13 protein-coding genes are annotated in these 12,577 nt (G+C 55.7%); 2 read left to right on the plus strand and 11 right to left on the minus strand.

Going from position 1 to position 12,577, the window contains the following annotated elements; all coding sequences use genetic code 11:
- Nucleotides 1–60: 60 nt before the first annotated feature.
- The 4 genes from H9X81_RS12015 to H9X81_RS06845 all read right to left on the minus strand — a co-directional run bounded on the left by H9X81_RS12015 (nt 61) and on the right by H9X81_RS06845 (nt 3,217).
- Nucleotides 61–1,275 carry a LuxR C-terminal-related transcriptional regulator gene (locus tag H9X81_RS12015; RefSeq protein WP_204720804.1) on the minus strand — a complete coding sequence of 405 codons (1,215 nt, stop codon included), beginning with the start codon at nt 1,273–1,275 and terminating at the stop codon, nt 61–63.
- Between the two features lie 721 nt (nt 1,276–1,996).
- Entirely contained in the window at nt 1,997–2,359 is a 363-nt protein-coding gene (locus H9X81_RS06835; RefSeq protein WP_345941530.1) for a helix-turn-helix domain-containing protein, read from the minus strand.
- A gap of 59 nt (nt 2,360–2,418) precedes the next feature.
- Nucleotides 2,419–2,631: a helix-turn-helix domain-containing protein gene (locus H9X81_RS06840; protein ID WP_204720806.1), complete on the minus strand. Its 213-nt coding sequence runs from the start codon at nt 2,629–2,631 to the stop codon at nt 2,419–2,421.
- Nucleotides 2,632–2,986: 355 nt separating this feature from the next.
- On the minus strand, nt 2,987–3,217 hold the full coding sequence (locus tag H9X81_RS06845; protein WP_204720987.1) for a hypothetical protein: 231 nt from the start codon (nt 3,215–3,217) through the stop codon (nt 2,987–2,989).
- 325 nt (nt 3,218–3,542) lie between these two features.
- Here H9X81_RS06845 and H9X81_RS11860 point away from each other — a divergent pair, with 325 nt between their 5' ends.
- Both H9X81_RS11860 and H9X81_RS11865 read left to right on the plus strand, forming a co-directional pair.
- The gene (locus H9X81_RS11860; RefSeq protein WP_243424062.1) at nt 3,543–3,938 is read left to right on the plus strand and encodes a hypothetical protein; all 396 of its coding nucleotides are present in this window, start codon (nt 3,543–3,545) and stop codon (nt 3,936–3,938) included.
- A 63-nt stretch (nt 3,939–4,001) separates the two neighbouring features.
- Complete coding sequence (locus H9X81_RS11865) at nt 4,002–4,367, plus strand: hypothetical protein (RefSeq protein ID WP_243424064.1); 366 nt, start codon at nt 4,002–4,004, stop codon at nt 4,365–4,367.
- A gap of 9 nt (nt 4,368–4,376) precedes the next feature.
- On the opposite strand, the gene H9X81_RS06855 is transcribed toward H9X81_RS11865, so the two are convergent.
- From H9X81_RS06855 to H9X81_RS06885, 7 genes are all read right to left on the minus strand, one after another.
- Nucleotides 4,377–6,119: an ABC transporter ATP-binding protein gene (locus H9X81_RS06855; RefSeq protein WP_204720808.1), complete on the minus strand. Its 1,743-nt coding sequence runs from the start codon at nt 6,117–6,119 to the stop codon at nt 4,377–4,379.
- 16 nt (nt 6,120–6,135) lie between these two features.
- Entirely contained in the window at nt 6,136–7,929 is a 1,794-nt protein-coding gene (locus H9X81_RS06860) for an ABC transporter ATP-binding protein (RefSeq protein ID WP_204720810.1), read from the minus strand.
- A gap of 58 nt (nt 7,930–7,987) precedes the next feature.
- On the minus strand, nt 7,988–8,605 hold the full coding sequence (locus H9X81_RS06865; protein WP_204720812.1) for a TetR/AcrR family transcriptional regulator: 618 nt from the start codon (nt 8,603–8,605) through the stop codon (nt 7,988–7,990).
- Nucleotides 8,606–8,712: 107 nt separating this feature from the next.
- Nucleotides 8,713–10,809: a heavy metal translocating P-type ATPase gene (locus tag H9X81_RS06870; RefSeq protein WP_204720814.1), complete on the minus strand. Its 2,097-nt coding sequence runs from the start codon at nt 10,807–10,809 to the stop codon at nt 8,713–8,715.
- Nucleotides 10,810–10,863: 54 nt separating this feature from the next.
- The gene (locus H9X81_RS06875; RefSeq protein ID WP_430673032.1) at nt 10,864–11,127 is read right to left on the minus strand and encodes a DUF6110 family protein; all 264 of its coding nucleotides are present in this window, start codon (nt 11,125–11,127) and stop codon (nt 10,864–10,866) included.
- Between the two features lie 202 nt (nt 11,128–11,329).
- Nucleotides 11,330–12,214 (minus strand): helix-turn-helix transcriptional regulator, encoded by an 885-nt coding sequence (locus tag H9X81_RS06880; RefSeq protein ID WP_204720816.1) that lies wholly within the window; start codon nt 12,212–12,214, stop codon nt 11,330–11,332.
- A gap of 38 nt (nt 12,215–12,252) precedes the next feature.
- Nucleotides 12,253–12,501 carry a heavy-metal-associated domain-containing protein gene (locus H9X81_RS06885; protein WP_204720971.1) on the minus strand — a complete coding sequence of 83 codons (249 nt, stop codon included), beginning with the start codon at nt 12,499–12,501 and terminating at the stop codon, nt 12,253–12,255.
- Between the last annotated feature and the right edge of the window lie 76 nt (nt 12,502–12,577).

The following is a 12,577-nucleotide window of genomic DNA, read 5'->3' on the forward strand; positions in this document are numbered from 1 at the left end:
CGCCCATTCAGACCCCTGAAATGGGTGATGAATTTGTGGATCCTGCCAAAAGCGCACTGTTTACTTCAGCATATATTTTTTCAGATCTTTCCGGTTGTTCACCTGAAGCTTTTTCATGGCTTCAGACAGGTGTGTCTTGACTGTATTTACCGATATATTCAGATGTTCCGCAATTTCCTGATTGGTCCAGCCACGGGCTGCCAACATACACATTTCAAACTCTGTTGTGGTAAGATCATCTGCTACATCATGGCCGGTCAGAGGGTTATGAACTCTTCGCCATCCCGAAGAGAAACGGTAGGTAATGTCGATAATCCGCTTAAAATCTTCCGGCCAATTCGGCTTGATTACTGCTTCCAGCATGGCGCCCAGCAGACCATGGTGTTCACCGAAGCCTTCGATAAGATCATCCGGTCGGGCAATCTCCCATGCCTTGAGCAGATGCGCCTCAGCACGGTCGGGCTGTTTGAGGCTCATATAATCCATCACCGACACTAGATGCAGATAGATGGCCGGAATGGGATAATGGGATGCACCCATGGCAAGAGCTGCCTCAACAATCCCGACACTGCGGGTATATTCCGCCTTCAGATAGAGGGCATGGGCCTGCACATACAGCGCAAATGCCCGCACTCCCAGCGGAAGCAGCGGCAGGAAAGTTTCAATTTCCGGCATCTCCTCGGGCATGGGCAGATGGAGTAGAACCGCACCGGTGGATGCCACAAAGGCAGAAGCCGCCTGATACTGAGGCGACTGTTCCCCGGCTTCGGAGAGGAAGGCTATCAGCTGTCCCAGGGCAAACTTGGCCTGCGGAATGGCTCCCAGAGGAAGATTGGCATAGGCATAGAGCAGACTGGCCGAAAACCGTGCTCCCATATCCGGGCTGCTGAGATAGGCTTCTGCCTCCCGGACTGCTGCCTCGGGCTGACCGCAGAAATAGTGGTACTCAGCCAGCGCTATATCCCGCTGAGGGCCTGCCGCCATGGCCTCCACTGCCTCCAGACAGTGTCCCGGCTGGAACGGAGTACTCATCAGCGGCATGAAATTTGTATGATCCAGCAGAGTGCCGCCCACAGCAGATCCGGACATGACCGGAGCAGCCTTCCGGCGGTTCTGACGGGGATCTTCCGGTTTCCGCGCACCGGCCGGGATTGTCCATGCCCGTCCGACTTTCTGTGCCCCGGGGATCCGCCCTTCAATACAATACTGATTGATTCTCCGCTCGGAAACACCCCACTTTTCAGCTGCTTCCCGGATCGAGAAATACCGTTTCATACTGCCACCGCCCTTCTGTAAATTTCCTACAGATCGGAATTTCTGTTCTCATTATATACAAGGATCCCGCGCATTTTCAAGAGCCGTCCTCCCGGTTTCTTCCCCTTCGGCACAGCTTCTTTTCCATGACAGAAAAGGCTCCCTTATGGGAGCCTTTTTATCCTGCTTCATTTTCGACCCCATGTGTCACCTCTGTTTTTCGGAGGAAACCGCTCTTTAGAACAGGCCATAGAACTCGTCAAATTTGGCTGATTTGTGAATGGGATCTCGGTCTTGCTTGGCTGGCTAACCTACAAAAATCCTGCCTTCCCAAACACTCCACAAAAACGACCAAACAGGGGCTGGCATGGGAGCGAGGGGGTTGTTTCCTTACCCTCCCGGCAAAAGCCGCACACAGGCCCACACAGGTGGGACAGCGAGGAGATCCAGCTTTGTCTCCATCTGATCTTCAGGATTTTTTCTTTTTTGGGTCATATCCCCAAAGTCCTTTTCTTTGTTTATGCGGCGCAGTTTTTATACAGGAGGCTCCATCCTTCGATCCCCCTAATAATGTTCTATAAAACATTATTAGGGGACATGGAAACCCTCTCTTTTCCTTTTGCTGCGATAGGATGTGCTTCCTCAAACTGCCTCAAAATTGGCCCAAACCGGTGTTGCTGTGGGTTTGGGTATTGTTTCTCTACCTCGACCAGGAAAGCCTCACACAAGCCCACACAGCCGGTCACGCAGGGCGTTCCTGCCTGGCTTTCGTACCTGATGCTTTCTTCCTCTGTACATCCAGAGATATTTTCTCCATCTGCTGCTGGTAGAATTGCTCTACTGCTTCCTGAATCGGACGGATGGTGAAGAGTAGATTCCCATTTCGCTTTTGACCGTCCTTCGTGATGATGCTGGTCGACTCTGTGGTGATGAGTCCTCGCTCTTCCAACATTCGTACATACTTTCGCACTGTGTTGGGACTCATTCCGATGGCCTTCCCGATGGTTTTGAAACTGGGCCAGCACTGATAAGTACTTCTGTCCTCGCAGAAAAGTAGGTAAGAATACACCGCCAGCTCTCCCGGTGACAGACCAAACAGGAACACTTCATTTGGTACTGGAAAATAGTTTTTGATTGGATCACGTTTTGGTCACTTCTGATGCTTCACTGAACCCCTCCCTCTGTATGCGGCTGCACCCAGGCAATGAACTGCTCCTTCGGGACAACCATCCGGTTGCCGATCTTCAGGGTTGGAAAATCCGCTTCGTGCATCAGCTCGTAAGCTGTGGATGGGGCGACACCCAACACCTTTGCCACCGTTTCGGCATTCAGGAACAGCGGAAGTTCCTCATAGCTTTTGTAGATTGACTCTTTCATACAACATTCCTCCTTTCCGACTGCAAAAGAAAAAGACATACATACCATTTCTGAGCAACACAACAACAGCACCTTGCTCGGTGCCTATCTGTGTGATTCAGTTTGGTATGTATGTCTGTTCGACTAAAAAATGCTGGCAGTGTACCAGCTATAGTTAGAACAAATGTTCTTTATCTATGCTGTAACATGAAAGTTTTGATTTGTCAAAAGGATCTCATTCGGTGAGTAAGACTAAAAAAATCGTGAAAAACATGGCTTGCAGTTTCCCAGTAAAATGAAGCCATTTCATTTCTTTAAAAAGAAACCTCAAACCATGTTAATTGCAATCCAGTTTTAACTTGGATAACTACCTTAGTTAGTTGTCATTGCCATTTACCACCCATATCTTTTTGAGTGGAATCAGCTCTTTTATCTCATCATCCATCTGATCGTAGTAACGCAAGAACTCTTCACTGATTTCCTTATGCGTCCAAAGACGAATTTCAAAGAACTGTTTGGCGGTTTCATTGATAATGGAAGATTTGAAACCGCTCCATGACACTAACAAGCCGTATTCTGCACCAAAGTTTTTCATCACACCGCCCATCCAAAACCATCCAATCCACTGGCGCGTCCGTGGACTTAACCTGAACACAGATTTTGAGACTTCCAAAACCAAGCGTACCCGCAGATGCCAGAATATCCACACCTTTTACATTGACAAGGACCATGCTTATAATCACCGGATCTTCAATGCGGTCAGTTTCCAGGATCACCGGCACTACCACTCCAACAAGAGAAGCTACCATGAGATCCGCCGCACTAGTGACCGGATCTGAAAGGAGCGTGGTCTGTCCGTCATTGTCTCCGGCTGGGATAAGGGCAAGAGCTATATTGAGCATCGAGCAGAACAGAACATCACCAGCTACAAGGTGAAGTTCCGCTCCGTCATCAACCGGCTCCTGCCCGGCTGCACCGACCTGGAGGACCCGCTCCGTCGCCTTCAGCGGAAAGGGGATGAACTGAAATGGGACAAGTACATATCTGCCAGGACTCCGGGTCAGAAGCAGTTTACCCGTTTGAAAACCCTGGGCGCTGACTATGCCGAGGAAGCCCTGGCCACTCGGATTGTCGGAAGGCCCTGCCCCTCCCGCCAGCCGAAACAGCTCACCGGGAGACCCAGTTTACTCATCGACATCCAGAACAACATCAAAGCCCAGCAGAGCGCCGGCTACAAACATTGGGCAACCATCGAGAACCTGATACGGGCAGCGGAAACGCTGCTTCCTGACGGGGCATGGCATTGGAAGTTTAGAGAAACTGTCTGAGCGGCGCAATGGAGTGGCAGCCACCGCAGGGTAAAGGCGGATCTCCGGGCAACCGAAAAGGAAATGGAGTGGCTGACCCTCACCATGAAGCACGCCGCCACCTATCGTCAGCTTCGCCCCTTGTATGACCAATACCGCCAGTCCAGGGACAAGGAGAAATTTCTCCGGGGGCATGAGAGTGAGATCATCCTGTTCGAGGCGGCGGCAAGGGAACTGAAACGGTTGAACGCCGTACCCCTGCCCGCTGCCCAGCGGCTCCGGGCCGAAATGGATGAGCTCACCGCCAGAAGGACCGCCCTGCAATCGGAATACAGGAAGGCTCAACAGAAAGAACGGGAGTACGACACCCTCAACCAAAACGTCCGTATCTTACTGGAACGATCAGAGGATGTTGTACTCCCGAAGGAAAGTTCGAATGAACTTGAATAAACGAAATAATTAGCCCAGTTGCCAACGGGCACTCTCGCTCTGGAGCTCCACCATACGGCGGTAGAGGCCTCCGCGCTCCATCAGCTCCGCAGGCGTACCCTGCTCGGCCACATGGCCGTTTTCCAGCACCACAATGTGGTCGGCTCCCGCCACAGTACGCATCCGGTGGGCAATAACCAGCACCGTCTTGCCTGTCAGCAGGCGGGAGAGCGCACCCTGCACCTTTGTCTCATTTTCCACATCCAGGCTGGCGGTGGCCTCGTCCAGCAGGACGATGGGGGCGTTCTTCAAAAGCGCCCGGGCGATGGAGATGCGCTGCCGCTCTCCGCCGGAGAGTTTTGCGCCGTTTTCCCCGATGGGAGTATTATATCCCTGGGGCAGGCGGCAGATGAACTCCCCGCAGTTGGCGGCCTCAGCCGCGGCCCGCACCTCATCGTCGGTGGCGCCTCGCTTGCCCAGACGGATATTCTCCATCACCGTGTCGTCAAAGAGCACCACATCCTGGAATACCATAGAGTAATCGGTCAGCAATGCCTCCGGGTCCACCGTGGAGATGTCCACGCCGCCTACCTTGATGCTTCCCTCTGTTACATCCCACAGCCGGGCAGCCAGTCGGGCGCAGGTACTCTTACCGGACCCGGAAGGACCCACCAGGGCAGTCACTTCGCCCTCCCGGGCGGTAAAGCTCACACCGTCCAGCACTTTTTTCCTGTCATAGGCAAACCCCACATGGTCGAACTCAATATCGTAGCCCTTGGGCTGAAACACCTCCGCACCCTCAGCCGTGGGGGTGTCGTAGATCTCGTTCATGCGGTCGGCGGATACTTGGGACACAAACATCTCAGCGATGAGAGCCAGGCTCTGGTCAAAAGGCGCATACATGCGGGTAATAACCAGCAGGAACAAAAACAGCAGCATGAAGTCGATTTGCCCGGAAAGAATCAGGCCGGCTCCCACCAGAATGGTGGTAGCTACCCCCAGGCGCATGATGACGCTGGCCGCATTGACGAAGATGCCGGTCCCCAGCTCGCCCTGGATGGTGACCTTCTCATGGTCGTCAATCTTCTGATTGAGCCCGGCCAGATAGCGCTCCTCCTGATTGGTGGCGCGGATCTCCCGGACATTTTCCAGAGCTTCCTGAATGCCGTCGGAGACGCGGATCGCGGCTTTTTTCGTCCGCTCAGAGGTCCGGGCGGAAATCCTCCGGGTGCCGAACAGCAGGCCAAAAGCCACCGGCACACCCCACAGGCAGGCGATGGCCAGCCGCCAGTCATACACCAGCAGGCACACCGCGATAATCGTCGTGGAGAGATAGGCACCGTACAGATAACCCAGCACATGGGACCAGACATGCTCCATGCGGTTCACATCGCCCATAATGGTCTCGGTCAGATCCGCCAGATCCCGCTTGCCGAAGTAGCCCAAAGGCAGTTTGCGCAGCCGCTCCGCCAGACTGAGACGGGTGGATTTCACCTCGTTATAGACTAGTCCATAGGTGGCGTAGTACTGCTGAAGATGAGTCACAAAGGAAAGAATCAGGAATACAACCACCAGCCCGAGCAGGAGGGCTGCGTTGGGCAGCGGCTGGTCATCTGTAAAGGTTCCCATCAGGCTGTACATCAGCAGATACAGGATGCTCATGCCGCCCATGACGACAAGGTTGACAATGACCGTCCAGAAGGTTCCCTTTTTGACATTTTTGACGCCCTGGTCGGTGAGGGCGTATTTCCTCTGAAAGTTTTTGCTGAACATATTCTTCACCCCTCTCTCACTGTTCGCTGGTGATCTTCCACTGGACTGCCTTGTTGTAATCCGCCCACATCCGGGCATAGAGGCCGCTGGAGGCAGTCAGCTCCTGATGGGAGCCCTGCTCCACGATGCGTCCCTCCTCCAACACCAGGATCTTGTCCGCACCCACCACAGTAGACAGGCGGTGGGCAATCATGATAACGGTGCGGCCACGGGTCAACTCGGTAAACGCCTTTTGGATCAACGCCTCGTTCTCTGGGTCAGCAAAGGCGGTGGCTTCATCGAGCACAACGATGGGCGCATCCTTCAGGATGGCCCGGGCCAGGGCGATGCGCTGCTGCTCGCCGCCGGAGAGATAAGTCCCCTCGGAGCCGATCAGGGTGTCCATGCCCTGGGGCAATTTCTCCAGAATGTCCTCACACTGGGCGGCCTTCAACGCCGAGAGCACCTGCTCCCGGGTGGCGTTGGGACGGGCGGCCCGGACATTCTCCAAAATGGAGGCTTTGAACAGGCGGCTGTTCTGGAACACAAAGGCGATCTGATCCATGAGTACATGGGGATCGATCTGCCGCACATCCACGCCGCCCACCTTCACCACGCCGGAGGTGGCGTCCCAGAAGCGGGGGATCAGACTGGCAGCGGTGGTCTTTCCGCCGCCGGAGGGCCCTACCAGGGCTACGGTCTGTCCCGGCTCCGCTGTGAAGGACACATGGGAGAGGGCAGAGGTCTGGGCCCCGTCGTATGTAAAGCTCACATCTTCAAATTCTACACGGCTGCTTCCGGGGGATTGAGGGTGTTCAGGCACTTTCAGTTCAGGAGCGCACATGACCTGGTCAATGCGCCCCAGCGCAGTACTGGCCAGCATCATACCGGATGCGGCAAACATGATCTTGGCAAGCGCGGTGGAAATGATGGCGGAGAACACCGCGTAAAAGGCGAAGTTTGTAATAAATCCCGCAAAGTCACCGCCGGCCAGAGCTCCGGGAGCCAGGAAAAGAGCCGCAGGCACCAGGAACACAAAAGCGCCCTCAGTAAAGGTCAGATTGATGGACTGGGGCACACGGCACACATCGCCCTGATAGTGCTCCGCTTTGGAACTGTAATCCTCAATGGCCTCCTGAAAGGCTTTGAAGGAATAAACGGTCTGCTGGAAAATCTTGACCACCGGAATGCCCCGGACATACTCGGTGCCCGCCTTGGTCATACGGTCCTGGGCTGCCTGATACTCTGCCATCAGTTTGGCGTTTTTGCCGCCCATCATAGAGAACATAGCGATAATGGAAATCACCGCCGCCAGCAGGCAGGCCGCGCCCATCCGCCAGTCAAAGACGAACATCAGCACCAGCATGGACACAAACAGGGTGATGGTGCCTACGATGTCCGCCAGATTATGGGCAAGCAGGGTCTCGGTATCGGCCGCCGCCGCATCCAGCCGTCCCCGGATGAGGCCGGAGGCATTGGAGTCGAAGAAGCCCAGCGGGGCTTTCATCACATGGGCAACGCCCTGCTTGCGAATGTTAGCCGCTGTGCGGAAGGCCGCCAGATGGGTACACATCAATCCTGCAAAGTACAGGACGATGCCGGCCACCGCAAAGCCAAAAGCCAGCCAGCCGTATTGAGCGATGTCCTTCGCCCGGGTCCAGTCCGGCGCCACAGCGATCAGATCCCGGGCCACCAGCCAGATACAAATGTAGGGTGCCATGCTCAACAGCATGGATACCGCCGACAGAGCCAGCCCCAGGAAGGTCAGCCTCTTGTGACTGCCTGCGTAGTCCAGCAGGACCGCAACATCACTCTTTTTCTTCTGCTTCATGGAAAAACCTCCTTCTTCAAGTTAGTAATAACTAACTAATATTCAAAAAAGATAGGGGTCATCCCCCCATCAATTTCAGCCATCCACCCGTGTAGAAAGTGCGGAACTGTTCTACATCCCGCAGGGCCTGCTCTTTCGGCATATCATGTACGATGATCTCAAAAAGGCCGCCCATCATTCCGCTGGCGATGATGTGGCAAAGAGACTGGCTCAGTTCCGGGACCTCCCGGCCCAGGCGGCGGAGAACATCCATGTAACGGAGCGTGTACTCCACCTCCACCTCTACCATGTTGTGGACAAAGTGCTCGTAGCTGGTGCCCTCGGCCTTGCACAGCAGCAGCTTCACCGGCTCCCGGTGGTCGCAGATATAGTCCACCATCCAATTCACGCACTGGCTGGACTCCAGCCCCATGTGCTCCGGCTGTTCCTGCTCAGGCAGTTCGGAAAAGGAAGTCTGCGCCTCCATGAACCGCCCCATCAAAGCAGCCGCGTGCGGCTCCACGATGGAGGCAAAAAGCGCCTCCTTGCTGGAGAAATAACCGTAGAACGCACCGGTGGTTACCCCGGCATTTTTCACGATCTGCCGCAGAGAAGCCCCTTGAAAGCCCTTGTCCAGAAATTCGGCCATGGCCGCCTCATGGATTTTTTCCAGCGTGGCGTTAGACTTTTCTTCCATAGACTCTCTCCTTATAACAGCGTTATATAACACTGTTATAATACGACTGAAGCAGTAGTTTGTCAAGTGGAATACGAAAAAGCCCGGCGCATATGCGCCGGGCTTTGTCAGGAGACTTTATTTTGTTTTGGCTGGGGCAGTGCAGTCATGCTGTGGAGGCTTACGCCAAGGGTAGACAGGTTGTGGAGCATGGCGGAGGTGGTTGGAGGCAGGATACCTGCCACGCCAAGACCGATCAGTGCCCCGTTGAACCCGATGACAAAGCGGTAGTTGTTCTGGATGCGGCACATCAGACCTATGGCCAGCTGCCGCAGGCGCACCAGCTCCCACAGACTGTCGGCGGCAATGGTGATGTCAGCGATCTCCCTGGCAATGGCGGCCCCGTCGCTGATAGCGATACCGGCGTCCGCCTCAGAGAGGGCCGGAGAGTCGTTGATGCCATCCCCCACCATCAGTACGGTGTGCCCCTCCCGCCGCATAGCAGCCACATACTCTGCCTTATCCGCTGGGAGAACCCCGGCCCGGAAGTCGTCTACCCCCAGTTGCTCTGCAATGGAAGCAGCGGTACGGGGGCTGTCCCCGGTCAGCATCACCAGATTTTTTACGCCCAGATTCCGCAGAGCAGAGAGGACCGCCCGTGCCTCCTCCCGCAGAGGATCGGAGATGCAGATCACGGCGGAGAGTACCCCGTCGATGGCAAGATAGAGTTGGGAGAACTCTGAAGGCAGCGCGTCGAACTTGGTCCGCTCCTCAGCAGGAACTACGCACTTCTCATCCTCGAAGATGAAGTGGGCGCTTCCAATGCGTACCCGTTCCCCGTCCACTGAGCTTGCGATGCCGTGGGCCACCAGATACTCAACCTTGCCATGGCGCTCCTCGTGGCGCAGCCCCCGACGCTCGGCCGCCTCCACCACGGCGTTGGCCATGGAGTGAGGGAAATGTTCTTCCAAACAGGCGGCAAGACGCAGCATTTCCGCTTCTTCCTTTCCGTTGAAGGGGACGACGCAGGCCACCCGGGGGCGGGCATGGGTGAGGGTGCCGGTCTTGTCAAAGACAATAGTATCGGCGCTAGCCACAGCCTCCAGGAACTTGCCTCCCTTGACCGTGATGTGCTCCCGCCCCGCCTCACGCATGGCAGAGAGTACCGCCAGGGGCATGGCCAGCTTCAGGGCACAGGAGAAGTCCACCATGAGCACCGACAAGGCCCGGGTCAAGTTCCTGGTGAGCGCAAGGCTCACCAGGCTGCCGGCAAAGGTATAGGGTACCAGCTTGTCTGCCAAGTTGGATGCTTTGGCTTCGGCGGCGGACTTCATCTGCTCTGAATGCTGGATCATCTCCACGATCTGGTCATAGCGGCTCTGGCCAGAGGCCTGCTTTACCTCCAGCACGGACTCGCCTTCCTCCACCACAGTGCCAGCGTAAACTGTACCGCCGGGCCCCTTGGCTACGGGGACGGACTCACCGGTGAGGGATGCCTGGTTGACGGTGATCTCCCCTTCCACCACCACGCTGTCCAGGGGAATGACGCTTCCGGCTCGAACCACCACCCAATCGCCGGGCCGGATCTGACCGATGGGGGTAAGTACTTCGCCAGCCTCGGTTTTCAGCCACACCCGATCCACGTGGAGAGACAGGCTCTCTGCCAGATCGGCCACAGACTTCTTTCGTGTCCAATCCTCCAGCAGTTCCCCGATCTCCAGCAGGAACATGACCATGCCGGCGGTATCAAAGTCCCTGCGGAAGACGGAGATCCCGATGGACAAAGCATCCAACATCTCCACCTTGATCTGACGATGTCCCAGACAGCGCAGACCTCTGTGCAGAAAGGGGATCATGTGCCAAACAATCCGGGCAATCCGCAGCGGGGCGGGCAAAAACAGGGCAGCTGCTGCTTTTACCGCCACCTTGCCTACCAGTTTCTCTTGGAACTCCCGGTTCAGAGTCCGTGTGCTGTGGTCGGACAGGGTGACGGACGACTCCGCCCCGGCCCAGGTAAACGCACCGAGGGCGGAGAGGACGGCTTCCCGGTCTCCTGTATAGGTCACGATGACGCAGCAGGTGCGCTCATGGACCACGGCCTCCCGGATCCAGTGCTGCCCCTTCAGCCAGGTTTCCAGCAGATCCGCCTGGTGGATCGTCATGTTTTTTTGCCGGAGCCGCAGACGCATCCGGCCCCGGCTCTCGTGTACGATGGTTGCTCTCATGCAAGTCTCCTTTCATGAAAAAAGGAGCCGTTTTCCAGCTCCCTTCCGCAGTTTTTAGGCTTCCTGACCTTCCACCTGAGCCTCGGCTTCCTTGGCATCCCGGGCCTCGTTGATGTCCTTGGCAGCGGCCAGAATGTCGGCGGCATTCTCCTGAACAGAGGTAACGGTCTCCATTACGCTCTCCTTCATCCGCAGACCTGCGGCCGTGATGTGAGTATAAGCCTTCTTGGCATCTTTGCTTGTAAGCAGCTTTATGCCGGCAGAGCCAAACAGGGCGCCGCCTACAAAGCAGGCCAGTCTGACATAGTGTTTCATCATGAGAATCTTTCCTTTCTGCTATGTGATTATTTGTGTTTGTAGCCTGTGATCATCACCATGATCATGCAGATCACAGCGCCCCAGGCCCAGAAGCGATGTTGTTTCATTGAGATCTCCTCCTGTTCGGAAACAAGCTCGTTCCGCCGTGTATTGAGATATTATAGCAGACGGGATGCTCCATGTATCACCGAATCAGACGGGATTATGCCGGTTCAGACATTTTTCGATACACAGTTGGCGACATGCCATACTGCCGCCGGAAGACGGCGGAGAACTGGCTGGCACTGCTGTATCCCACGGACTGGGCTACCCCCAGCACGCTAAGGGAGGAGTCCCGCAGCAACTCCGCTGCGCGTTCCATCCGCCGCTGCTGCAGCCAGGTGTGGACCGGCAACCCGTACAGGCGGCGGAACCCCTCCTTGAATGTCGTTGCAGAGACGCAGGCACGGCGGCTCAAGTTCAAGATGGAGAGAGGTTCGTCCAGATGTGCTTCCATGTATTGACGGGTTTCTGTCAGAATCCGGGTCATCTCCTGATCCAGCACCGGGGCCATTTCCGCCGCTGGTTCCTCCGGGGCGGAGAGCAGATACAGTAGTTCTACCGACTTCCATACGCACCAGCGCGCTCGCTCGCTCCGGGGCAAACGATCCAGATCAGCAAAGACCGCCTGGCTCCAGTGAGAGGGACCCTCCACGGCGCAGCCGCCCCGACTGACCATCCACCGCCGCACTTGATCCGTGTTCAAGTTCAAACCGCCTAACAGGCTGCAAATAGTTTTCAGACTCTCCCGGGCGCCCCGAGCATCCACCGCCACCAGAACACCCTTTAAGCCGGTCTCCACTCTGGCATCGGACAGATCAGAAATGTCGGTGAGGAGAAGCACCTGCCGGGTACCGAGCCGCAGAACTGTACCATCCCGTCGAGTCAGGGTGATTCCTCCGGCGAGGCAGAACAATACCTCAAAGTGCAGAGGCTCCAGCCGAAGGGGCAAAGGGAATGTCTTCTCGCGCAGGGAGAACAGGCAGGCTCGCGCACCAGGCATCACTTGTGTCCATTCTCCCTGTTCTGACAAACATTCTGCCAGCATCCGCTTGCCTCCTCTCCATTGATCTGCGTTTCAGATACTTATCGGCCAAACAGCCCTTTCTTCTGCCAAGGCTCCTTCCGAATCTCCCCCACATCATAGCCAGTTGAGGAAATAGCCTCCCGTAAAGCCTCTTGATCCAGTTCAGCTTCCGTGATTACCACAGTCTCTTTTTTACTCCGAGATGAGGTGACCTTCTTCACCGGAAAGGCTTTCCGCACCGCATCGTTCACATGGCTCTCACACATACCACACATCATGCCGCCTACTTGAATTGTGTATTTCCACATCTTCTGTTCCTCCATTCGTCGTAAAGTCCGTTTCACTGGTTCCAGCATATACGGTACACTTCATCAAAAACATTCC

Source organism: Hydrogenoanaerobacterium saccharovorans (assembly GCF_016901815.1).
GTDB lineage: Bacteria > Bacillota > Clostridia > Oscillospirales > Ruminococcaceae > Avimicrobium > Avimicrobium caecorum.